Below are 22,225 nucleotides of genomic sequence, written 5' to 3'. Positions count from 1 at the left end.
ACTTATTTTTTCGGAGCGGTTTAGTTCAGATACGGTAAGGGAGGTTAATCGTTGCTGTGTTTCTGTTGCTTCGAGAACGTACCATTTCCCCTTTTTATACTTACTAGAACCTTTTGAAAACGATTATTTATTCTTTAAATATCAAATTATACCTCCCATGACTTTTATGTTTTATATATTCTTTTCGATAATAAGGTTATTAAGGCCTCTATTCTAGTTGTACTAAACTGCCCTGTTCGTCCAATACAAATTAAACAACCTTATTGTCACTTAATAAGAATGGGTACTAAAACGATTCCTTCGCTATTTTGTTGAAATTTCTCTTTTTGGGAATGTAGATTAACAACGGATAGGCTGATTTCGTTATGATGTTGTTTTCCGTAATTAGGTAAACATAATTTACAGGAACTAAAGGCAAAATGATAATAACAAATTACTTAACTTATGGATGTTCATGGAAAGAAAAGGTGATGAAATGGAACTGTCCAACGAAAATCAGACATATCATGCTGGGGATATTGTCTATGTTTTCTATCGTAATCCACATACTCAGGATGTAGCCAATATACAGGCGGCAGCGGTCGTAAATGACCCTGACAATTCCAATGAATTAGCTCTGTTTTTATATGAAAATTATTATCCGCTGTCAAGTGAGATGGCTATTTATCCGACAGAAGAAGAGGCAAAGCAAGCTTACCATTACTATTATGGAATGGAGTCAGAGGGGAGATTGGAATGAATAAACCATTTAACCCTAAGCTTGTATATTTTGAACCTGATGCATTGGAATATCCATTAGGCAAACAGCTGAAAGAAAAATTCGAAAAGATGGATGTCGAAATTCGATATACGACCTCTCACAATCAAGTAAGAAATCTTCCAGGTGAAAATGACTTTCAAAGATACCGAGTGGCCAAGTCTACACTAGTCGTTGGGATTAGAAAAACCCTAAAATTTGATACATCCAAACCTTCTGCAGAGTATGCCATTCCTTTTGCGACAGGATGCATGGGGCATTGTCATTATTGTTATTTACAAACGACGATGGGAAGCAAGCCGTACATCCGCACATATGTAAATGTGGACGAAATATTGGAAGCTGCTGATACGTACATGGCAGAACGCGCTCCTGAAATCACAAGGTTTGAGGCATCTTGTACATCTGACATCGTGGGGATTGATTATTTGACCCATACATTAAAGCGGGCGATCGAGCATTTTGGAGAGTCGGAGTATGGGAAGTTAAGGTTTGTAACAAAATTTCACCATGTAGATCACTTGCTCGATGCGAAGCACAACGGAAAGACAAGGTTTCGCTTTAGTGTGAACGCCGATTACGTAGTCAAGAACTTTGAGCCGGGCACTTCTCCTCTAGAAAAGAGAATTGAAGCGGCAGGAAAAGTCGCAAGAGCTGGGTATCCACTTGGGTTTATCGTCGCTCCCATTTATCTTCACGAAGGATGGGAGGAAGGATACCTTCATATGTTTGAGCGCTTGGATGCCGAATTGCCGCCGGAAGCAAGGAAGGATTTGACGTTTGAGTTTATTCAGCATCGTTTTACAAAGCCAGCTAAAAGAGTCATTGAAAAAAACTATCCCATGACAAAATTAGAGTTAGATGAAGAGAAAAGAAGGTATAAATGGGGAAAGTACGGAATTGGAAAATACATTTATCAAAAAGAAGAAGAAGAGGATATAAAAAATCATCTTTATTCCTATATGGAAAAGTTCTTCCCAGATGCAAAATTAGAATATTTTACGTAAAAGATGAATGGATTTTTTTGCAGGCAGGAAAGAACGACAAAAGGCAAGCGACTGTAGAAGTCTATATGAAAAGCAAAGGCCCCGGCTTCCTTGAAGCCAGGGCCTTGTTTTCTTAAGCTAGTTTTTTAATATTGATCTTTTGTCCTTGTTTGCGTCGCTCCCTGAATTCAGCTGTTGCTGTAAAGAGAACGTCTGTAGATGAGTTAAGGGCCGTTTCGAAAGAGTCCTGCAGAACCCCTACAATAAAGCCTACACCTACTACGGTCATTGCTACATCATTTGAAATGCCAAACAGGCTACATGCCAGTGGAATAAGCAGCAAGGAACCGCCGGCTACTCCTGAAGCACCACAAGCACATACAGCGGACAGTACGCTTAGAATAATAGCTGTAGGAATGTCCACTTGAATGCCCAGTGTGTGAACTGCGGCAAGCGTCAAAACAGAAATAGTAACAGCAGCACCAGCCATATTGATCGTTGCACCCAGAGGGATGGATACAGAATAAGTATCCTTGTCTAAATTTAATTTTTCACACAGTCTCATATTGACTGGAATGTTTGCTGCTGAGCTGCGCGTGAAGAAGGCGGTAATACCGCTTTCTCTTATACATTTAAATACGAGTGGATAGGGGTTTTGGCGTACAGCTAAAAATACAATGACGGGATTGATGACGAGAGCCACAAAAAGCATACAGCCAATTAAAACGGCAAGTAATCTTCCATAGCTGAGTAAAGCATCTACTCCGTTCGTCGTAATGGATTCAAAGACTAACCCCATAATTCCTAATGGGGCAAACTTAATAATCCATGTCACAATTTTAGATACGGCATCTGAAAAATTAGAAATCACTGTTTTGGTAGTGTCAGAGGCATGTTTTAACGCCACGCCTAGAAGAACAGCCCAGGATAATATGCCAATATAGTTAGCATTAGTAAGGGCATTTACTGGGTTATCCACCACATTCAACAGCAGCGTTTTTAGTACTTCAGAAACACCGCCGGGAGCTGCCAAGTCTTCTGTAGTCTTGGCTAGCGTTAAATTGACCGGGAATATAAAACTTACGATAACAGCGATAAGACCAGCTAAAAAAGTTCCCAAAAGATAAAGCACGATGATAGATTTCATATTTGTCTTTTGCCCGCTCTTATGCTGAGCGATCGCTGACATAACTAGAAATAACACTAATACAGGTGCAACGGCTTTCAAAGCACCTACAAATAATGAGCCTAAAATCACAACAGGTTTTGCTGCTTCTGGAATTGTTAGAGCTAGAACGATACCAACAATCAGCCCAATAATGATTTGTTTTACTAGACTCAATTGGTTCCACTTCTTAAATTGATTTTTCATAGACATCTCCTCTAATGGTTTAAGAAAAACTGCTACATTCAGTAAAATGCATGGCTATCCATTGGAAAGAATGAATAATTGCGGTACCTAAATGAAATAAAGATCTGTCATTTTACATTTTTAGCAGAGTTCTGATCAGTAAAATTATAGTGAATATTTAGATTTATTACAATAGTATTTTAAGGAAATATTACTCATCTGAACATTTGTGTAAGATAGAGAAATAAATGAATACTAGATTAAGAGGAGAAGGGGAATAGGTAATGAGCAACGAGGAAGAGGAATAGGATTTGAAAAGGCGTAAGATTCATTGTAGGAGGCAAACATGAATTTTCAAATGGAAGAAGCGATTGAGATACTGGCGCGTACACCACATACGTTGGAGTGTTTTTTATCTGGTTTATCTAAAGACTGGTTACAGTGTAACGAAGGAGATGGAACGTGGAATGCTGGTGAAGTGGTGAAGCATCTCATTGAGGGAGAAAAAGAAAACTGGCTGCCAAGGCTGGAAATGATCCTTCAGGAAGGGGAAGCTGCCCCCTTTCCATCATTTGATCGTTTTTCACATTTAAATGAAGGTACTGAGAAGCCGATAGAACAAAGTTTGCTTGAATTTAAAAAGGTTAGAGCACAAAACCTGACCAAACTGAAGGCACTTATTGAGCCGGAATTGCACCTTGAATTAACGGGCATACATCCCGAATTCGGCAGAGTAAAGCTGAGGGAGTTACTCTCTGCCTGGGTGGTTCATGACTTGACGCATATTTCTCAAATTGTACGGGTCATGGCCGATAGATACAGAGGTGATGTCGGACCCTGGCAAGAATACTTGGGTATACTAAAAAAGTAATCTTAACAGGGGAAAAGTTATCTATAGAAAATAAAAAAGAGCCTACTTTTGACTGCTCTCTTGTCAAAGCAGGTTCGTTTAGTTGAAAAGCAAGAGTTTACATGCGGGAAGTTTGATGATTTGTATATGTATTCGTTATTGAAAGATGATAAAAAACAGTACTAATAAAAGAGCAATCGGGTTATCAATTACTATCTTTATCTGTTCACGTGAACATAAAGACAGTAAATAAGCTTACAAAAGTGGAGGTAGAGCGTGTACGTTTTAAATATTGAAAATATGTTTTCTTTGTCAACAGAAGAAGTGGAGTATGAAGCGCGTGATAAAGAAATTGAACAGCAAAAACAGCAGCTATTTTATTATTTTTTGCGGCGGGCTGCCACATTGCGTGTACAAATGGACATTCATCACCGTGAACTTAAACGGTTGCTGCAAGCTCTTGATGTAAAAGGCGAAACGGCTAGGAAGAAAAAGATGGCCTATGGAAAATACGAACTAACAATTCAGTTATCACCGGTAGTCGTTGACGGTATTTTAAGATATGAAGAAGCTTTTACGCCTGCGTGTTCGCTTTGTTTTTTAGACCATCAAGGCAAAATCATGGCGCTGCTTGATCATGGTGTCATTTTCTATGAAGTGTCAGCTGATTTGCCGGACGTGAACTATATAGAAGTAGATAATGAACCTATTTATTTAGACATTTATCGTGATAATGATGCGGCTCTTATCGAAGTAAGGAATGCTGCACATCCATTAGGCATTTGGAATTGGGCAGATGACTATACGAAGGCGACGGAAGAGACAGCAAAGGCATTAGCAAAAAAGCTATTTGATTATCCGTTTTATCTCCACTTTGAGGCATATGATGACATGAAGGAACAGTTGTTAAAGGAGTGGCAGCCGTATCAGATTCGGTATCAGGATTCCAAACGAACGGTTTTAACGATGACAGCTTTGAAAGTATACCGTGCGGAAGTACCGGCATTTTCATTGGCGATCTGTGATGAGGCAGCGCTTGAAAAAGTATTTAAGGAATTGTTTTATTTGCCAATCCAAAATGAAGCTTTTACCCTTTCACAATGCGAGCAGATGCATTATCAAAGAGGCTATCAATTTGTTGATTTAAAAGAAGATGAAGCCATCATTGCTTTTGCACATGACGCTCAAGGCTGTGTGGTGTTTAGTAATAAGGCAAGTGTCAGTGAGCCTGCACACATTAAGCAATTCATACCGAATAGCTTGATTGTACAGGTGACTTAAATATATGCTTTCTAGATAAAGGCCGATGCTCAAAAAAGCAGTATCGGCTCTTTCTTTGCCCGTAAGTAGAGACTAATACTTGATTTTCGCGGCTAAGAGATCGGAATTTAAAACGTCTTCCATATAATGTATAATTGAAATAGGCAGGAGGGATATTCTGGTTAAATCTATAAAGGGACAATTGATTCTATCAATATTAGTATCAATTGGATTTATGTACACAGTATTTTCATATATCGAATTCACGAAAGAGGGGCGGTTTTCCCAAATACTCTTTTACTTTGTGTTGATTTCATCCGTGTACAATACCGGTATGCTAACTGAAAAGTATCTTCAGCAAAGGAAAAAGAAATCTGTTTAATGAGCGGGGTTTCCGATAACACCCTGTTGTTTACACAGGATGTTATCTTTCAGTCAAGAATATGAAAGCTTAGTTGTCCGAGGGAATATAAAGAAATGAACGATTAAGTTAGAAAAGCTTTACTATCTTTCTAATAGTGATTCAGTTCGAATATATAAGGATGGGGTACGAATGAGTAAACGATGTGCATGGGTAACAAAAGAACCGTTATACATTGAATATCATGATAAGGAATGGGGCGTACCAGTTTACGACGATAGATTACTGTTTGAAATGCTATGCCTGGAAGGGGCACAGGCGGGACTTAGCTGGTGGACCATTTTACAAAAAAGAGAAAATTACCGAAAAGCTTTTGATGATTTTGAAGCGGAAAAAATAGTCGATTATACAGACGAAAAATTGCAATCATTACTAGAAGACAAAGGAATTGTCCGAAACAAATTAAAAATCAAAAGCGTGGTAACGAATGCCAAGGCATTTTTGAGAATGAAAGAAGAGTACGGTTCATTTTCTAATTACATATGGGGATTCGTGGACCACCAGCCAGTCATTAATCGGTGGAAAACAGCAAAAGAAGTCCCTGTTTTAAATGCCGTCAGCGACAAAATGAGCAAACAGTTAAAGAAGGATGGATTTAAATTTGTGGGCAGCACCATTTGCTATTCGTATATGCAAGCGGTAGGAATGGTTAATGATCATACATTGGAGTGCTTTTGTCATCCATCTTATATGAGAACACTGTCTTAGGGGCTGGGTTTTATCTAGGAGCCGTATAGGTAGCGACGGTAGATAAAATGTAAATATTATTTTTAGAAGTTAGTTCATAAGAAATAACAAGTTGAAAGTCCCGGTTATTTTATAAAAAATCAACCATCTATGAAAAGAACATTTACCGATAGCCGTTGGCTATCGGTTTTATTTTACAATCTGTTTCTATCTGAATTAGAGCGAGACATAAAAATAATGAAATTTCATGAGCCTAATTTTATGTTTTCAGGATGGTAAGGATGAAGCATGGTTTCCAATAATTTATTATCCTATAATTTAATTGTAATGAATTTAAAGGAAATATAGTTAATTTATGTAACGGGAGGCTTAAGGCGCTTGTAAGCCTTTTGTTATTATCTTTGCAAAGAAGGAGGATCTAGTTCGATGAAAGAAATTATTGCAGTAAAGGAAATCCCCTCGTTTAAGACGCGTTCGGAAGAATTTAATCCATATGCCTGGTGCAAACAGATGCTGGAGAAAAATCCGGTAATGTACCATGAAGAAACCCATACGTGGAATGTCTTTAAATACGAGGATGTAAAGCGTGTGATTAGCGATTATGAGCATTTTTCCAGTGCTCGCACTCGTACGACAATTGCTGTTGGCGTGGACAGCAAAGATGGATTTGCGCCTGACAAGACGAATCTCATTGATGCTGATCCACCGGAGCATAGAAAGCGTCGTTCGTTACTATCGGCAGCTTTTACACCTAGAAGTCTTAAAAACTGGGAACCTCGTATTCAAGAAATTGTAGATGAGCTCATTGCACAGTTGGGAACAGACACTGAAATTGAAATTGTCCAATCACTAACGAGCCAGCTTCCCATCATTATCATGTCTGACTTGATGGGCGTTCCCTCGAAAGACCGATTACTGTTTAAGAAATGGGTAGATACTTTGTTTCTGCCTTTTAAAAAAGAAGAGCAAGAAGACATTAATAAAAAGAAACAGGTGGCCGCGAGGGAATATTATGAATATCTGTACCCTATTGTCGTGCAGAAAAGGCAACAGCCGGCAGATGATATTATATCTGATTTGCTAAAAGCAGAAGTGGATGGAGAGACCTTTACGGATGATGAAGTGATAAGGACGACGATGCTCATTTTGGGAGCGGGGATTGAAACAACAAGCCACCTGCTGGCTAATACGTTTTATTCTTTATTATATGACAACAATAAGGTCTACGAAGAACTGCATCATCATCCTGAACTGGTGCCGCAAGCAATAGAGGAGATGCTCAGATATCGTTTTCAATTATCTAAAATAGATCGCACGGTAAAGAAAGATAATAATCTGTTGGGAGTGAATCTGAAAAAAGGAGATGTGGTGGTTGCCTGGCTGAGCGCGGCGAATTTAGATGAAGAGATGTTTGAACATCCGTTTACAGTGGACATTCACCGGCCAAACAACAAGAAACATGTCACATTTGGAAACGGCCCGCATTTTTGTTTAGGAGCACCGCTTGCACGTCTGGAAGCAAAGGTTGCTCTCACCTCTTTTGTGAAGAAATATTCACGCATTGAGCCGATAACTGATTTTCATTTAGAAGAACATTTAACCGATTCAGCTACTGGTCAAACGCTGACCACTCTTCCATTTAAGGCATTTGTTCATAAGGATATGGCTGACCCTGTACAAAAATAGTAACGGGTTTACTTGTGGGGTGGAAAACAGCAAACCGCATGTAATATCTAACGATTAATCGTAGTTGTTTCATCTATACATTTACAGTATATTTCATAGAAAAAGCTTAGAGAAAAATCTAAGCCTTTTTCTATATTTATGTTTACTTCTTACTTTTTTGCATTTCCTCGCTGGTTCCTGCGGCAGTTTTTGATGATTTCCTCGTTACTTTTTAGCAAGCAGCGTACTTGCTTTGTTCTCAAGGCTGACGGGAATGCTCTTTCCGACTGTTACGCGGCGGACTACCCGGTGATGGTCTTCGTAATCGGCAACGGCGTAATGCTGGGTCGCTAAGTTATCCCAAATCACCACATCGCCTTCTTGCCATTGCCAACGCACGGTGTTTTCCAATCTTGTTACGTAAGATTGAAAGAGGCTGATCAACTTCTCGGATTCGCTCGTTGAGTAGCCGTCTATCTTTCCGGCAAAGCCCCCGAGCAGCAAATGTTTTTTGCCTGTTTCTTTGTGAACGTGAACGACAGGGTGCTGTGTCTGATAAATAGTCGATTCAAAGACAGCACGGTATTTCTTGGCTTCATCATTTAATGAATGAGACCTGTTGAAATTGGCATAATCGAATTCATTCGTGTGAATCGCCCATAGCTGCTCTGCTAATGTTTTCAGCCCCTCGGGCAGGTCCTCATACGCTGAATTTGTATTTGCCCAGACAGTGTCTCCGCCCACTTGCGGGATCGTCACCCCTCTTAAAATAGAATAAGCTGGTACTTCCGGAACGAAAGTGACATCTGTATGCCAATGGTTCGCTTTGGCTCCTAAGCGGGAGTCTAACTCAAAGATATAATTTGTCTCGTCTTTCACTGGGACAGTCGGATGGGCATAAGGTTCGCCTAGCAGTCTGGCAAATGCCTCCTGGCTTTTATCATCCACATGATGCTGCCCTCTAAAAAAGATCACTTTGTATTCATCTAACGCTTTTTTGATTTCATTGAAAACAGCAGTATCCACATTTGCGCTTAATTGAACTCCTTGAATTTCTGCTCCAATTCTTCCTGCCGCCGGGACCACCTGAATTTGTTTTGTTGGAATAGTTGTCATGATAAACATCCTCCTAAAAATTTTTTATTTTTTGAATGCCGCATTGATATATTTATTGTTTATATGATCTTTAAATTGAAATTCTCGTTTAATGTAGCCTACCTTTGCTAACGTTTTAATTGAATCTTGCTGGGCTTTAATTCCTTGTTCTGTATAGAACATATTTGGAGGTTCAGCGGTAATGATTTTCTTTACCGTCTCAACCGGCAATTTTGTTTCTGCTGAATAGATTTCTGCTGCTTTATCGGGGTTTTCAATTTGCCAATCCGCCGCTTTTTTATAGATTCTTAAATAAGCTTCGACTATATCGGGGTGTTTTTTGCCAAAGTCTGTGCGGGCGATGATGCCGCCCGGGGCCAATATTTTCCCGTTTACTTTCAGTTCGATAGCTGTTCCTTTGTCGACGTTATTAGTGATATAGGGGTTCCATGTAGCCCATGCGTCTAATTGCTTTGTTTCAAAGGCCGCCTGGGCATCGTCCGGCTGCAGATTGATAATCTTCACATCATTTATGGATAAGCCGTGATTCTTCAAAGCCTTAATTAAATACACATGGCCCGTTGTTCCAGCAGCTACTCCGATTCTCTTTCCTTTTAAGTCCTCAATTTTCTCTACTTTTCCATTAGTCGGCACGATGATTCGTACGGCGGATTCTCCAGTTCCGGTTTGCCCAATTACTTCAAATGGAAGTTTTTTTTCAAGGCCAGCTATGAGCGCTCCGTCGCCAAGAAAAGATAAGTCAACTCGATTGGAAGCAAGTGATTCTAATAAAGGCGGTCCGCTCGGAAACTCACTCCATTTCACTTTGACATTATATTTGGCGAACTCTTCCTCGAACCAGCCTTTTTCTCTCCCGATAATGAGAGGGTTCAGACCGCCGTTAATGGCGACATTTACTTCGGTTGGTTCGTTTTTTTTCGTTAAGTTTGATCCTGAAGCTAAGCTGCATCCTAATAAGCTGGCGGCACTTACGATAAAAAACAGGACCGCTAACCAATAATTGCTATACTTCTTCATATACTCCCTCCTTTAATTTTTATTTAGCACATAGACTTACTTGGTTTACCGACAAAAAAAGAGACCCAATAAAGAACATAAAAGGTTGTTCTTTATCGAATCTCTGGTCGTCCAGTCGGTTCACTTTTCATTTATTCAAATAGTCTCATGTGCTTGAATGCATAGTAACACCAGACAAATTAAACTGTCAATACTATATTTAATAATTCTTATAAGTTTAGTGAGATTTAATAGTTGATAATGTTTAAAATAAGTGATAAGTTAATAATCAAATATTCAAACAGCTGTTGTTTATACAGTATCCAACTGAATCCACTAGACAACTGGAGATTCAGCGAAAGGGCTTAATTGCCCCTTCGTTGAGTCTCCTATTTTATTTTAGAAAGGATGATGACTCATTATGGTGACTACGCTGGAAATTCATCGTGTCAGCAAAACGTTTAAAAATGAAAAGGAAAATGTCCGCGTTCTGGAGCATTTGACCCTTCCTGTTAAAAAAGGGGAGTTTGTAGCCGTTATTGGGCCGAGCGGATGTGGAAAGAGCACATTATTAAAGCTGATTGCCGGACTGGATTCCGACTTTGAAGGCGACATCCTCGTAGAAGGAGAGAAAGTGAAAGGGCCTTCTAAAGACCGCGGGTTTATTTTTCAAGAGCACCGCTTGTTTCCCTGGTTGACTGCGGAGAAAAACATTGCAGGCAATCTGTCTCTTAAAGATCCGGATGTTCGCAACAGAGTAGGTGAGTTAGTTGAGCTCGTGAAACTCACTGGATTCCAAAAGGCGTATCCCCGGCAATTGTCCGGAGGCATGTCCCAGCGCGTAGCCATCGCTCGCGCTTTGCTGCGCAATCCGAAAGTGCTTTTGCTGGATGAACCATTTGGTGCGCTAGACGCTTTCACCCGCACGCACCTGCAAGAAGCGCTGCTGGAAATATGGAAAGCCAATCAGGCGACAATGGTCCTCGTAACGCATGATATTGATGAAGCGATCTTTCTGTCAACGAAGGTGGTAGTAATGGGAGCAAAGCCAGGACGGATTAAAGCTGTCGTCCCTATTGATTTGCCTTATCCGCGAGGAAGGGCTTCGAAGTCATTTCAAGAATACAGAACTGTTATTTTAAAGCATTTGGATCATCAGGCTTCCGATACAGAAGACTGGAGTATTTAATAAGAGAGGAGATGGGTGACATGTCTACACATACAGTTGTGCAAAATGAAAGCATTGTTATTAAAAAAGTGAAAGTAAAGAAAGGAGGGGTGATTTTCAGGGGAATGGCTCTTCCTGCTCTGGTCATAGTTTTATGGCAGCTGCTCAGTTCGATGGGCCTTTTGCCGGCTCAGCTATTTTCCTCGCCCTTCTTGATTATCAGCCGTTTTATTGAATTGATTCGGTCGGGAGAAATAGCTGTTCATTTACAAATTAGTTTAACCCGCGCTTTTCTTGGCTTCGCTTTAGGCAGCTTTTTGGGCTTGTTCATAGGCATCATTGTCGGGATGAACAAAAAATCAGAACAATATTTGAACCCAAGTATCCAAATGTTACGAACCATTCCTTTGCTCGTTATCACGCCTCTGTTCATTATGTGGTTTGGTTTCGGCGAGTTATCGAAAGTGTTGCTTATTGCATTAGGGGCCTTTTTCCCTTTGTATTTACAAACCTTTTTAGGTATCCGTAATGTGGATAAAAAGTTATACGACGTGGCCCAAATCCTGGAGTACAGCCGTTTGGAGAAAGTAACGAAGCTGATGATTCCTGCTTCGTTGCCTAACATTTTGCTCGGCATCCGTTTGGCTTTGAGCACTGCATGGATGTGCTTAGTTGTTGCTGAGTTGTTAGGGGCGGATAAAGGAGTTGGCTTTATGATTCAGGATGCCCGTTCCTTTATGCAGACAGATACTGTGTTTGTAGGGATCATCATCTTTGCTTTAGCCGGCAAACTATCCGATTCACTTGTCAGGCTGCTGGAGAATCGTTTGCTGAAATGGCAGGATAGCTTTAAAGCTTAATGAAACAGTGAGAAGGAACACTAAACAAGCTGCGCGAATCATTGCGCAGCTCAGGCTGTAGATAAACTCAATGACATTCGAATTGAACGGGGACTGTTGCTTTCTATTCCAGACGCTTCGCTTTCCGCGGGGCGGGCGGTGAGCCCGCAGGAGTCTTCGCGTTCTCTATTCCAATCAACAGGGTTTGCAAAGTGAGGGTAGGTGTACGACTATATGAACTTGGAGAGGCTATCTTTCTCTCGAATGGCTTTAAAGCTAACGAAAAACCAAGAGGGGTTCGGAATGAGACGATTCCGAACCCCTTTTAGTTTTCATGTATTTACGAAAAATTATTTTTTACTGGTTAATTTCTTGTTAGTGGTGAAGCGATTTTTCTCTATGCTATCAATTTGAGTAATCTGACCATCATGTATAGTAATAACTAAAGAGCCATATTTAATATTTGTTAACATTTTTAAGATATAATTGATTTTTTCCTCTTCAATGTTTTCCATACACTTATCCCCCTTGCACTTTTAATCCACTAGGAGTGCTTGTTTCCCAATAAGAAGATTTCTTTTACTACTGTATGTAGGCGTTCGCATGGCTACAACAACATAAAGAGTATATGTCAAAAAAAGCTAACATAACAGAAAAACTCCTTTCTTTTTATAAAAAGATAGTTTTTTCTTAATTATTTAATAATAATTTCATTATTCCGATAAGTCAAGTTGGTTTTAGGGGTTGAGAATCATTTTTTCTTCAATAACGAAAAATCATTCTTGCTAAAAATCAATAAAAGAATTATAAAGATCGATCATGATTTTCTAATTATCAACGCTAGAAAGCAATTGATTTTCTAGGAAAGAAGTAGCTTTTGCAAGGTAGGTGAAACGTCTAGCAAATCAATAAAGTTAAGAATGATCTGTGAGAAGATCGTATGATTTATCATTATTTTCCTTATTTTATCTTGAAAGTAAATAAATGTATATGCTATCTTTGTGTGGATTTTAAGAGGTTGATATTTATTGTGCATAGACCTATTTGAGGATAACTAAATTCAGAGTACTGAATGGAGAGATTGATATAAAGAGGTTATTCATTTTAACAGCGTTAATCCTTACTGTAGTAGCAGCCTATTATTTCATCTCAAAATATAGTATGAAAAGTACCGGCTCAGAGGAATTAGTTGCGATTTCTAAGGCAGACAGGGAGGATCTTGATGTATCCAAACGAGAGTACTCAAGCTGGGCTTATAGGGCATTACTGGACGATTTTACGTTTAGGAAAGACATAAATTACCAATTGAAAATCGCAATTTTAGATAGCGGTATCGATAGCAACCATCCGGATTTAGCTGGCCGGATCAAGAAGGAATATAACGCCATTGACAATAATAACAGCGTAAAAGACGAGTTTGGTCATGGAACAGCTGTCGCTGGAATTATAGCAGCTAACCACAATGATAAAGGGATTAAAGGAATCAATCCGTTAGCGGCTATTTATTCAGTAAAAGTATCAAATGGTAAGGGGGTGAGTGAGGTTGCTTCACTAGTAAGAGGGATTGAATGGTGCATTAAAGAAAAGGTTCACATCATGAATATTAGCCTGGGCCTGTCCCGTAATAGTGAAGAGTTAAAGAGAGCTATAAATAAAGCGATCAAAGCAGGCATAGTAGTAGTGGCGGCCGCGGGGAACAATTATATGACTTGGACGGACTATCCCGCCCAGTATCCTAAAGTGATCTCTGTAAATGCAGTAAAACATGATTATGCTGTGGATGAAACTTACGCCGGGTACGGGAAAATAGATGTCGCGGCTCCAGGGGAAGCTATTTTAACAACCGTTCCTGGAGGCGGCTATAAAGTTTTCTCAGGCACCTCTATTGCTACAGCATACATAACAGGGATGGTATCTTTAATCATGTCGGAGAATGAAGCTAAATTAAGGTCAATGGAAGGCGAGTCAAGGGTGGATGAAACCTTGTCTTTGTTAAAACGCAAAGCGATCCCGCTCGGAGAGGAGAAATCTTACGGAATGGGCTTCGTAAAATACTGATTGGAGGAATAAACAGTGAAAAAAGCCGGCAGTTTATTATTGATTATTGTATTCACGTTCTTCAGTGTATTCTGCTCTTCGGTAAATGCCCCTCATGCAGCAACAAATGATGAATTACAAGTTCAAAAATTAAAGAAGAAAGGCTTTAAAAACCCTAAGTTTTATAAAGATGCTAAGAAAACTCAATTTAAAGCACAAAAGAAACACAATAATAAAGAGTACGACATCATTGCCACTATGGAAGATAGCACGAAAAATGTGGTCCTTGAAGTGGAAAATGAGGGAAAGAGCAAGCCGGAAGTGTACCAGGTAGATATTCATGAAGCAGATGGTGACTTATTAGTAGCTACCTTTACAGACAAAGCTACCGGAAAGAAATATGAAGTAGATAATACAAAAGCGAAATCGAATTTTGCTTTTGTCATTCCTATAGGTATTGTGATAGGAGAAGCCCTTGTTGCCCATCTCTTAGCAGCGTCACTAGCCATTGTTGTAGCAGGGGTAACGTATGTAGCTGCTACTGAAGTTGCTTCTAAATTAAGAAAAAATAAGCGCTATGATCATTATGCTGCCAGTCTGAACAAAGCAAAGACAGCAATGTATATCGGACCTTCTTTAACTTACAATCAGGCAAAGTCCAAATTAAAAAAGGGAGATGTGTGGTCCATCTCTAAAAGTTTAGCAAGAAAGGTAGCCCAAGGTGCGGGAGGAAACCGAGTTCCTATTGGCCCGGAAATCCATAATAAAGATAAAAATGGAAAGGTGAAAAGCGGGAAATATTATTATCACTACCACACCTACAATAGAGCTGGCGGACACTCCTTTTATTAAAATATTATTGTATGAACGTTAAAATGCCGTCATCACATTGTATGATAAATATGATGTGATGACTTTTTCTTATTAATCGAAAACTTTCAATTTTATGGGAAAGGGGCTTTTTTTATGAGGGATGATTATGGTGTTTACCAGGATGTATTGAACAAGTACAAAAAATCAGGAACCGTTAAAAATTATACCTTGTCGGAGATCGTCCACATTTTAAAAAATGAATTTGGCATGATGGAATTTGATAAGAAAGAAGTGTCAGATTTGAAAAAGGATGAATTCGTCAACTTCAAGCAAATTCAATGCTGTTTGTACACAGAAGATAAAGAGATGTTAAAAAGGCTTCGCATTGAGCAAGATGATGATCTAGAAGAACCAGAAAGAGATTTATATAGAAACGAAAAGGAATTTGCACGGGCAGTCATGTATTATAAAATACAGAAAGGTGAACGAATGAACATTATTCTGGAAGGAAAAAAAGATTGCCTGACAAATTATACAGTACAGGGAGAGTCAGAATATATTTATAGACTTTTATATATACTTAGAGGGGCAGAGGAAGAAGAGCTTCAACTCTAATGGATAGATGATCATGCCGTCGTACTTTTTGGAATAATAGCTAGGAGCCAGGTGAATGAAATGACACAATTCTACTATCTTTCTGCTAAGCGGCCTTTAGATACAGGGACATTTGGCGAAGTGAAGAAGCTTTCTAAAAAAGGAAACTATGTATTCGAAACTACGGTGGATGAAGCATCCATCACAATTAAAAAGCTGGAAGACGGTGCTGTTTCGAATTTATCTTATCCTTATCAATATGAGGTGCTGACACACTTAGGCGACTTTGGCGTGAATAAGGATCATATAAATGAATGGGACAGAAAATGTCTACAAACTTTATTAAATTACTTGAAAACCGCCATTAATCAAAGTTTTGTGCTGGAATTTTATACGGCATGGGCGGGAGAAGAAGAAAAAAGCTTAGAAAAAGAACGGGAAATAACGATCGATGAGTTGACTGGTCCCGATCAATTAAAGCTGAGAAATAGAGAAAAGCTAATCGTATATCGTCAAAAATATTATTAATTGAGCAAAAGAAACGGTGCAGTTCGAAAATAGTTTTTACTAACTATTGAGCTGCCGTTTATTTTTGTCTTTGCCATGACGGGTTTCACTTTTTCTGCTCTCCCTGCGGATGTCTATTCATTTCTTCTTCTATTATGACGTGATACACTTTTTATAAAGGGAAACAAAGGAGGAATGACAAATGGGTCAATTACAAGGAAAAACAGCTATTGTAACAGGGGCAAGCAGTGGAATTGGTTTGGCGATTGCGAAAGAACTAGCGGGTGAAGGGGCCAATGTCGTCTTGGCCGCTCGCCGGATAGAAAAGTTGCAAGATCTGGAAAACGAAATTAATCAAAGCGAGAGTGCAAAAGCCCTAGCTATTCAAACAGATGTAACGAATACAGAGGATGTCCGGCAGCTAATTCAGAAAGCTCAAGAAACATTTGGACAGGTAGATATTTTGGTGAACAATGCCGGCCAAATGCTTGCGTCAACTATACGGTCAGGGGAAGTAGAAGAATGGGACCGAATGATTGATGTCAACATTAAAGGCGTACTTTATGGAATCAATGCGGCATTGCCGTCCATGCTTGAACAGATGAGCGGTCATATTATAAATATTGCCTCAGTTTCTGGTCTGGAAGTAACTAAAATGAGCACCGTTTACAGTGCAACAAAATTTGCTGTCCGTGCCATTTCTGCGGGGCTGGAAAAAGAACTTGCCAGGACGGGCGTGCGTGTGACTAACATTTCCCCTGGTATGGTAGATACACCTCTAAGCCGCAGTGGAAATGACCGAAAAAAATTAGAGGCGACTGATATCGCACGAGCCGTCGTATATGCAGTCACTCAACCTGATTATGTGAATGTCAATGAAATCACAGTTCGACCTGTCTAGAAACACTTGCTGAAAAGGCGCCTCCCGCTCGTCCAGCTTTTATTTTTTAGCACTGACATACCTTTTCTTTTATGTGAAACCGCCCTTGCTATAAGGGCGGTTTTTATTGTGAAAATAACTGAAAAAACAGCCAGGCTCTTGTTGGATAAAGAAGTATTTCTCTGTCGGAAGGGAAGGGATTACAAAGGGTTTTGTCTATAACTTTTCTGATAGCACTGACAAGAACTGCCAAACTATCTGTTTTTCCCTTCCTATACTAAAAAAAGAGGAATCTGTTACCGGGTTCTATTTTATTTGGGGAGGTTTTTGTATGAGAAAGCTGAGAGTATTTTCGAAAATCTTTGCGCCGATCTGTGTCAGTGCATTGCTTCTCACCGGCTTTAACGGCAGTCTGGCAGCAGCGTCGACTGTAGTCAATCCACCAATCGCAGAAGAGAAGGCTACATTGGTCACTATTTATTTGAAGGACAAAAAGTCGCTAGACAAGCTTGTTAATGAAGGGTTTGATCTGGTCGAGCATGTACATGAACAGAACGGAAAGCTCGAAATAGATGCTGTTGTGACTGACAGAGAACTGCAACAGTTAAAGGAGAAAGGCTATCAGGTTGAAACAGTAACGACTCAGGAACAAGTACAGAATATTTTAATCCAGCGCCAGCAAAAGGTGGAAGAGGAAGCAAAACTAACTGCAGCGGCAGATGAGATTAAGATTTTGAGAGCCAACTATTTTGAAAGTCAAAAAGAAACGTTTCTGTACATAGAAGCCAAATCTAACGCAGGAACAGTAGCAAGTGTCATATTGAACGCTTCCTGGAAAGAGAAAGGAACGAGCCAAACGGCTACTTTGCAGAAAGTTGAGGATGCAGGAGCTTACCTGTACCATTCTTTGCTTATTCCTGTTGAGAAAGTCCCGAATGAAGTAACGGTAACAAGCAATCAGGGCGGAAAAACAGCTAAAAAAGTGACAGAATGGGTCGGCGGCGGTAAGCCAGATAAGCGGAACAAGCATTATGTTTCGGACTTTGTAGACCATTATATGAATCCGACGGAAGTGACCGATAGAATTGAAGCGCTAGCGAAAGAATTTCCGAAACTTGCAGAAGTTGTAGAAATGCCGAATAAGACGAACGGGTATCGCAGAAAAGCGCAAAATATTGCCGGCAAAAAAGAAAATCATTCGTCTATCGTCATTTCTTCAAAGGCATGGGGCCATGAGGGTGGAAATGATGTAATGATAGAACTGGCTAAGCCGAGTGAGAAAGGGGCTCCTTTAAAAGTAACGGTCGATGGCTCGAAAGTAAATGTTTCGTTGGCGACCGACGAGAGTGGACAAGCAATCAGCACGGGCAATCAAGTAAAAGAAGCGATTAATCAAACTGCTGGGTCCCTTGTGACAGCAAGCAAAGCCTATCAATCTACTGGAAATGGTGTGATTGCTCCACAGACTGTAAAATTAACAGACAGTTTAAATGCGCCAGCTACCGTTTCAAGAGATCCATTCGCAATGAAGGCCCTCCGTATCGGAAAACAGCGTGATGGTTCGAAACTGGGAGTTCTAGCCTACTCACAGGAGCATGCCCGTGAATGGGTGACACCGCTTGTCTCAGTGGAAACGGCTGAGCGTTTGCTTCGCAACTATGCCACAGACAAAGGAACGCGAAACCTGGTAGACAACCTCGACATTTTTATTGTTCCAACCGTAAATCCGGATGGCGGCCACTATTCATTTTATGATTACAACATGCAACGCAAAAATATGACTAATTATTGTGAAGGCACGGAATATGGTGATCCGTCGATCAGAAATTCATGGGGCGTGGATCTGAACCGCAACCATGAAATAGGGTCCGTCTACGATGGATATAGTGGAGCCTCGACTTCATGTACCAGTGGATCATTTGCTGGACCGGAGGAAGTATCTGAGCCGGAAGCTAAAAACTTAATATGGTTAGCCGATCAAAATGCCAACATTAAATTTGCGATGAATATTCATAGTTACGGCGGCTATTTCATGTGGCCTCCAGGTGCCTATAAGGCGGAAGGGCGTGAAACACTTCCAAGACCAACAGCCGGCCAGGAAGCTTATTTCTGGGCTGCCTCCAATACCATCCTTGATGAAATCAAAAATCACCGCGGAACAGTCATTCTTCCGAGCAGAACGGGCCCGGTGCCAGATGTGCTCTATTCTGCAGCTGGAAACTCTGCCGACGCTTTATGGTATAAAAAAGGGATCTATGCATGGGATTTTGAAGTGGGAGCTGATTTGTATGATGCAGCGACAGGAAAATGGCAGCCAGTCGGGTTCCAACCGGAGTTTAAGGAAGGGCATGAAGAAGCAATGGAATTTTCTAACGGATTAATTGGCATGCTGAAAGTAGCCAATGACTATCAAAAAGACAAGAAAGCCCCTGCTTCTAAGCTGGTAAAGAAAAAAGCAACTAACGGATTTGAAGTGGAGTTTACAACGAGCGAACCAGCGACTGTGTACTATACGTTAGACGGCAGCAGGCCAACCTTCCAGTCCCCGACGATCAATTTAAGAGGGATTCGTGAAACAGATGGGGAAAAGCTCTCTATCACAAGGTCGACCGTTATCAACTGGTTCTCTATGGATGCTTCCGGAAACATAGAAAAAAACTATCATCCGGACACAAATCCTAAAAAGTATAATTCTGAAGTGATTAAAATTAAATGATCTAAATGAGCGATTGGGAAGTCCTGCTTCGGGAAGCAGGACTTTTTCTTTCTGCACAATAATATAATGAGTTGTTCAATCATTAGAAGAGAAGAATTCATTATGTAAATGGCTGGATGATTCAAGAGCAAGCTAAAAGGCATAGGGGCAGCGGGGAAGGGTCATGGCGCCCTGTTATAAAGGAAAAATAGATGAGGATTTCTCTTTCTATATGTCATTTTAATGGTACAATATCATTCAAAACAATGGTTGGGGGAGTAGTATGGTTAATGAAAAGAGCAATTTGAAGTTTGTTGTGACGGGACTTCTTCTTGGTATTTTGATGGCTGCCATGGATAATACGATTGTGGCGACCGCCATGGGAACGATCGTGGCTGATCTAGGCGGCTTTGAGAAGTTTGTCTGGGTCACTTCCGCCTATATGGTGACCGTTATGGCGGGGATGCCTATTTTCGGAAAGCTGTCTGATATGTATGGCCGCAAACGCTTTTTTATTTTTGGCCTGGCCATATTTTTGATTGGTTCAGCGTTGTGCGGAATTGCGCAGACTATGAATCAACTAATTATTTACCGAGCAATTCAAGGGGTTGGCGGCGGCGCTTTAATGCCGATTGCTTTTACGATTGTATTTGATATTTTTCCGCCAGAGAAGCGCGGAAAGATGACGGGGCTGCTTGGTGCTGTATTTGGTACATCCAGTGTGTTAGGGCCGCTTTTAGGTGCCTACATTACAGACTGGTTTAGCTGGCATTGGGTATTTTATATTAATGTTCCTATCGGTATGGTTTCTGTATTTTTAATTATTAAGTATTATCACGAATCGACACAGCATCAGAAGCAGCGCATTGACTGGGCAGGTGCCATTACACTTGTGGCTGCTGTTGTCTGTCTGATGTTCGCTTTGGAGCTTGGTGGCAAAGAATATCCATGGGACTCAGCGCAAATTCTTAGTTTGTTTGCCGGCTTTGTTATCTTTTTTGGCGCTTTTTTGTGGGCGGAAACAAAGGCAGAAGAGCCGATTATTTCTTTCTGGATGTTCAAGCGGCGCCTGTTTGCCACTTCGCAAATTCTCGCTTTCTTGTACGGTTCGACCTTTATTATATTAGCTGTCTTTATCCCTATCTTCGTGCAAGCAGTGTATGGCGGTTCAGCTAAAAATGCGGGCTTAATTTTAACGCCGATGATGCTCGGATCTGTCGCTGGCAGTGCTATGGGTGGGATTTTTCAAACAAAAACCAGCTATAGAAATTTAATGGTTATTTCAGTGATTTCTTATTTTATCGGCATGTTCTTACTTGGGAATATGACGCCTGAAACAGCGCGCTGGATGTTGACGATTTATATGATTATTGCCGGCTTTGGAATGGGCTTTTCTTTTTCTTTGCTTCCATCCGCCTCTATTCACAATCTCGACGCGCGTTACCGGGGTTCAGCCAATTCAACGAATTCTTTCTTGCGCTCGCTCGGCATGACACTCGGAGTGACAATCTTTGGGATTATGCAGCAAAACATCTTTACAGACAAATTGCAGTCCGCTTTTAAGGGAATGAGTGGAAATGGCCCAGGCATGGAGATGAATGATCCTCAGCAGTTGTTTGAGGCCGGACAGCGTGCCAAAATTCCGGACTTTATTCTAGATAAAGTGGTTCTTGCCATGTCCGATTCAATTACGGCTATCTTTTTGTTTGCCCTTATCCCGATTGTTCTGTCTGCACTAGCCATCCTATTTATGGGAAATGAGCGGGTGCGAATCAATCAGAAAGTTGAAAAAGCGGAGAATTAATGATCAATCCCGGACAGCTGTCCGGGGTTTTTTATTATTTTAAGATTTTGTGTATTCGGTTGTTTTTTCGCTACAATAAAAGAAATATGAACGAAATGGGGCCGCTGCAGGTGAGGAAAATTTTAGTCGTTGATGATGATAAAAACATACTTGAACTAGTAAGCATTCATTTAACATACGCGGGATACCAGGTGATGAAGGCGGAAAATGGAGTGCAGGCGCTCGGCATTTTGAAAAATGAATTCCCTGATTTAGTTGTTGCAGATGTGATGATGCCTGGGATGGACGGTTTTGAGTTAACAAGAAAATTAAGAGAAGACCAGGACGTCCCGGTATTGCTGCTCACTGCAAAGGGGGAGTTGGAGGATAAGGAACAGGGCTTTCTTGCAGGTTCGGATGATTATATGGTCAAGCCGTTTGAACCGAAGGAGCTGCTCTTTCGTATTGCTGCCATTCTAAGGCGCTACGATAAGCCGACAGATACGATCCTCCAGGTGGGCTCTATAACAATTAATCGCAAAAACTTTGAAGTAACTGCAGGAGCTAATATGTTAATTATGCCGTTGAAAGAATTTGAGGTGCTATCCTTGCTTGCTTCTAAACCGAATCAAGTATTTCAGCGTGCTGCTATTATGGAGAGCGTTTGGGGCTTTGATTATGAGGGAGATGAACAAACACTGAATACGCACATTAAGCGAATCCGTGAGCGCCTCGCGAAAATTTCAAAAGATGTTGAGATTGTGACGGTTCGTGGCATTGGTTACAAGTTAGAGGTACACAGCTCATGAAATCGTTGTAT

The 22,225-nt window shown here is 40.5% G+C and carries 20 protein-coding genes; 16 read left to right on the top strand and 4 right to left on the bottom strand.

Annotated elements, in window-relative coordinates; translation table 11 throughout:
* Positions 1-475 precede the first annotated feature (475 nt).
* Entirely contained in the window at positions 476-739 is a 264-nt protein-coding gene (locus tag ACH0BF_RS07530; RefSeq protein ID WP_120038055.1) for a transcriptional regulator SplA domain-containing protein, read from the top strand.
* Complete coding sequence (gene splB, locus ACH0BF_RS07525) at positions 736-1,764, top strand: spore photoproduct lyase (RefSeq protein WP_120035915.1); 1,029 nt, start codon at positions 736-738, stop codon at positions 1,762-1,764. The genes ACH0BF_RS07530 and splB overlap by 4 nt, the downstream gene beginning before the upstream one ends.
* A gap of 112 nt (positions 1,765-1,876) precedes the next feature.
* Here the strand turns inward: splB and sstT are convergent, their stop codons facing one another.
* On the bottom strand, positions 1,877-3,115 hold the full coding sequence (sstT, locus tag ACH0BF_RS07520; protein WP_120035916.1) for a serine/threonine transporter SstT: 1,239 nt from the start codon (positions 3,113-3,115) through the stop codon (positions 1,877-1,879).
* Positions 3,116-3,440: 325 nt separating this feature from the next.
* Between sstT and ACH0BF_RS07515 the strand changes: the two genes are divergently transcribed.
* From ACH0BF_RS07515 to ACH0BF_RS07500, 4 genes are all read left to right on the top strand, one after another.
* Positions 3,441-3,965: a DinB family protein gene (locus ACH0BF_RS07515; protein WP_120035917.1), complete on the top strand. Its 525-nt coding sequence runs from the start codon at positions 3,441-3,443 to the stop codon at positions 3,963-3,965.
* A 255-nt stretch (positions 3,966-4,220) separates the two neighbouring features.
* On the top strand, positions 4,221-5,225 hold the full coding sequence (locus ACH0BF_RS07510; RefSeq protein WP_340851524.1) for a hypothetical protein: 1,005 nt from the start codon (positions 4,221-4,223) through the stop codon (positions 5,223-5,225).
* Positions 5,226-5,757: 532 nt separating this feature from the next.
* A complete protein-coding gene (locus ACH0BF_RS07505) occupies positions 5,758-6,333 on the top strand; it encodes a DNA-3-methyladenine glycosylase I (protein ID WP_406909207.1) in 576 nt (191 codons plus the stop codon).
* A gap of 405 nt (positions 6,334-6,738) precedes the next feature.
* The gene (locus ACH0BF_RS07500) at positions 6,739-7,998 is read left to right on the top strand and encodes a cytochrome P450 (RefSeq protein WP_406909205.1); all 1,260 of its coding nucleotides are present in this window, start codon (positions 6,739-6,741) and stop codon (positions 7,996-7,998) included.
* A gap of 204 nt (positions 7,999-8,202) precedes the next feature.
* On the opposite strand, the gene ACH0BF_RS07495 is transcribed toward ACH0BF_RS07500, so the two are convergent.
* A complete protein-coding gene (locus ACH0BF_RS07495) occupies positions 8,203-9,093 on the bottom strand; it encodes a TauD/TfdA dioxygenase family protein (RefSeq protein ID WP_406909203.1) in 891 nt (296 codons plus the stop codon).
* 24 nt (positions 9,094-9,117) lie between these two features.
* Complete coding sequence (locus ACH0BF_RS07490; protein ID WP_340851517.1) at positions 9,118-10,110, bottom strand: ABC transporter substrate-binding protein; 993 nt, start codon at positions 10,108-10,110, stop codon at positions 9,118-9,120.
* A gap of 400 nt (positions 10,111-10,510) precedes the next feature.
* On the opposite strand from ACH0BF_RS07490, the gene ACH0BF_RS07485 reads away from it, so the two are divergent.
* Both ACH0BF_RS07485 and ACH0BF_RS07480 read left to right on the top strand, forming a co-directional pair.
* Positions 10,511-11,278 carry an ABC transporter ATP-binding protein gene (locus ACH0BF_RS07485; RefSeq protein WP_340851516.1) on the top strand — a complete coding sequence of 256 codons (768 nt, stop codon included), beginning with the start codon at positions 10,511-10,513 and terminating at the stop codon, positions 11,276-11,278.
* A gap of 20 nt (positions 11,279-11,298) precedes the next feature.
* On the top strand, positions 11,299-12,117 hold the full coding sequence (locus ACH0BF_RS07480) for an ABC transporter permease (protein WP_340851514.1): 819 nt from the start codon (positions 11,299-11,301) through the stop codon (positions 12,115-12,117).
* 329 nt (positions 12,118-12,446) lie between these two features.
* Here ACH0BF_RS07480 and ACH0BF_RS07475 read toward each other — a convergent pair whose 3' ends face one another.
* On the bottom strand, positions 12,447-12,611 hold the full coding sequence (locus tag ACH0BF_RS07475; protein ID WP_340851513.1) for a YezD family protein: 165 nt from the start codon (positions 12,609-12,611) through the stop codon (positions 12,447-12,449).
* Positions 12,612-13,140: 529 nt separating this feature from the next.
* On the opposite strand from ACH0BF_RS07475, the gene ACH0BF_RS07470 reads away from it, so the two are divergent.
* The 8 genes from ACH0BF_RS07470 to ACH0BF_RS07435 all read left to right on the top strand — a co-directional run bounded on the left by ACH0BF_RS07470 (position 13,141) and on the right by ACH0BF_RS07435 (position 22,214).
* A complete protein-coding gene (locus ACH0BF_RS07470) occupies positions 13,141-14,154 on the top strand; it encodes a S8 family peptidase (RefSeq protein WP_406909200.1) in 1,014 nt (337 codons plus the stop codon).
* A gap of 15 nt (positions 14,155-14,169) precedes the next feature.
* Complete coding sequence (locus ACH0BF_RS07465) at positions 14,170-14,985, top strand: hypothetical protein (protein ID WP_120035928.1); 816 nt, start codon at positions 14,170-14,172, stop codon at positions 14,983-14,985.
* Between the two features lie 114 nt (positions 14,986-15,099).
* Positions 15,100-15,561, top strand: a complete 462-nt coding sequence (locus ACH0BF_RS07460; protein WP_120035929.1) for a hypothetical protein — start codon at positions 15,100-15,102, stop codon at positions 15,559-15,561.
* A 60-nt stretch (positions 15,562-15,621) separates the two neighbouring features.
* Entirely contained in the window at positions 15,622-16,068 is a 447-nt protein-coding gene (locus tag ACH0BF_RS07455; RefSeq protein WP_340851510.1) for a hypothetical protein, read from the top strand.
* Between the two features lie 181 nt (positions 16,069-16,249).
* Complete coding sequence (locus tag ACH0BF_RS07450; RefSeq protein WP_340851508.1) at positions 16,250-16,948, top strand: SDR family oxidoreductase; 699 nt, start codon at positions 16,250-16,252, stop codon at positions 16,946-16,948.
* Positions 16,949-17,258: 310 nt separating this feature from the next.
* Entirely contained in the window at positions 17,259-19,643 is a 2,385-nt protein-coding gene (locus ACH0BF_RS07445) for a M14 family metallopeptidase (RefSeq protein WP_406909195.1), read from the top strand.
* A gap of 262 nt (positions 19,644-19,905) precedes the next feature.
* Complete coding sequence (locus tag ACH0BF_RS07440) at positions 19,906-21,426, top strand: MDR family MFS transporter (protein ID WP_340851505.1); 1,521 nt, start codon at positions 19,906-19,908, stop codon at positions 21,424-21,426.
* Positions 21,427-21,536: 110 nt separating this feature from the next.
* Positions 21,537-22,214, top strand: coding sequence for a response regulator transcription factor (locus ACH0BF_RS07435; RefSeq protein WP_406909193.1), 678 nt, complete (start codon positions 21,537-21,539; stop codon positions 22,212-22,214).
* Positions 22,215-22,225: the final 11 nt, after the last annotated feature.

The sequence above is a fragment of the Pseudobacillus sp. 179-B 2D1 NHS genome, from assembly GCF_045370945.1.
Lineage (GTDB): Bacteria > Bacillota > Bacilli > Bacillales > Domibacillaceae > Pseudobacillus.
The sequence above is the reverse complement of the archived record's forward strand: the minus strand, read 5'-3'. Positions and strand labels throughout refer to the sequence as shown.

What these genes read in the sequence shown, in the direction of transcription:
- ACH0BF_RS07495 (WP_406909203.1), bottom strand. Translation starts at nt 9,093, where the DNA reads ATGACAACTATTCCAACAAAACAAATTCAGGTGGTCCCGGCGGCAGGA.
- ACH0BF_RS07460 (WP_120035929.1), top strand. Translation starts at nt 15,100, where the DNA reads ATGAGGGATGATTATGGTGTTTACCAGGATGTATTGAACAAGTACAAA.
- ACH0BF_RS07450 (WP_340851508.1), top strand. Translation starts at nt 16,250, where the DNA reads ATGGGTCAATTACAAGGAAAAACAGCTATTGTAACAGGGGCAAGCAGT.
- ACH0BF_RS07455 (WP_340851510.1), top strand. Translation starts at nt 15,622, where the DNA reads ATGACACAATTCTACTATCTTTCTGCTAAGCGGCCTTTAGATACAGGG.
- ACH0BF_RS07515 (WP_120035917.1), top strand. Translation starts at nt 3,441, where the DNA reads ATGAATTTTCAAATGGAAGAAGCGATTGAGATACTGGCGCGTACACCA.
- ACH0BF_RS07485 (WP_340851516.1), top strand. Translation starts at nt 10,511, where the DNA reads ATGGTGACTACGCTGGAAATTCATCGTGTCAGCAAAACGTTTAAAAAT.
- ACH0BF_RS07500 (WP_406909205.1), top strand. Translation starts at nt 6,739, where the DNA reads ATGAAAGAAATTATTGCAGTAAAGGAAATCCCCTCGTTTAAGACGCGT.
- ACH0BF_RS07530 (WP_120038055.1), top strand. Translation starts at nt 476, where the DNA reads ATGGAACTGTCCAACGAAAATCAGACATATCATGCTGGGGATATTGTC.
- ACH0BF_RS07475 (WP_340851513.1), bottom strand. Translation starts at nt 12,611, where the DNA reads ATGGAAAACATTGAAGAGGAAAAAATCAATTATATCTTAAAAATGTTA.
- splB (WP_120035915.1), top strand. Translation starts at nt 736, where the DNA reads ATGAATAAACCATTTAACCCTAAGCTTGTATATTTTGAACCTGATGCA.
- ACH0BF_RS07490 (WP_340851517.1), bottom strand. Translation starts at nt 10,110, where the DNA reads ATGAAGAAGTATAGCAATTATTGGTTAGCGGTCCTGTTTTTTATCGTA.
- ACH0BF_RS07480 (WP_340851514.1), top strand. Translation starts at nt 11,299, where the DNA reads ATGTCTACACATACAGTTGTGCAAAATGAAAGCATTGTTATTAAAAAA.
- ACH0BF_RS07505 (WP_406909207.1), top strand. Translation starts at nt 5,758, where the DNA reads ATGAGTAAACGATGTGCATGGGTAACAAAAGAACCGTTATACATTGAA.
- sstT (WP_120035916.1), bottom strand. Translation starts at nt 3,115, where the DNA reads ATGAAAAATCAATTTAAGAAGTGGAACCAATTGAGTCTAGTAAAACAA.
- ACH0BF_RS07445 (WP_406909195.1), top strand. Translation starts at nt 17,259, where the DNA reads ATGAGAAAGCTGAGAGTATTTTCGAAAATCTTTGCGCCGATCTGTGTC.
- ACH0BF_RS07440 (WP_340851505.1), top strand. Translation starts at nt 19,906, where the DNA reads ATGGTTAATGAAAAGAGCAATTTGAAGTTTGTTGTGACGGGACTTCTT.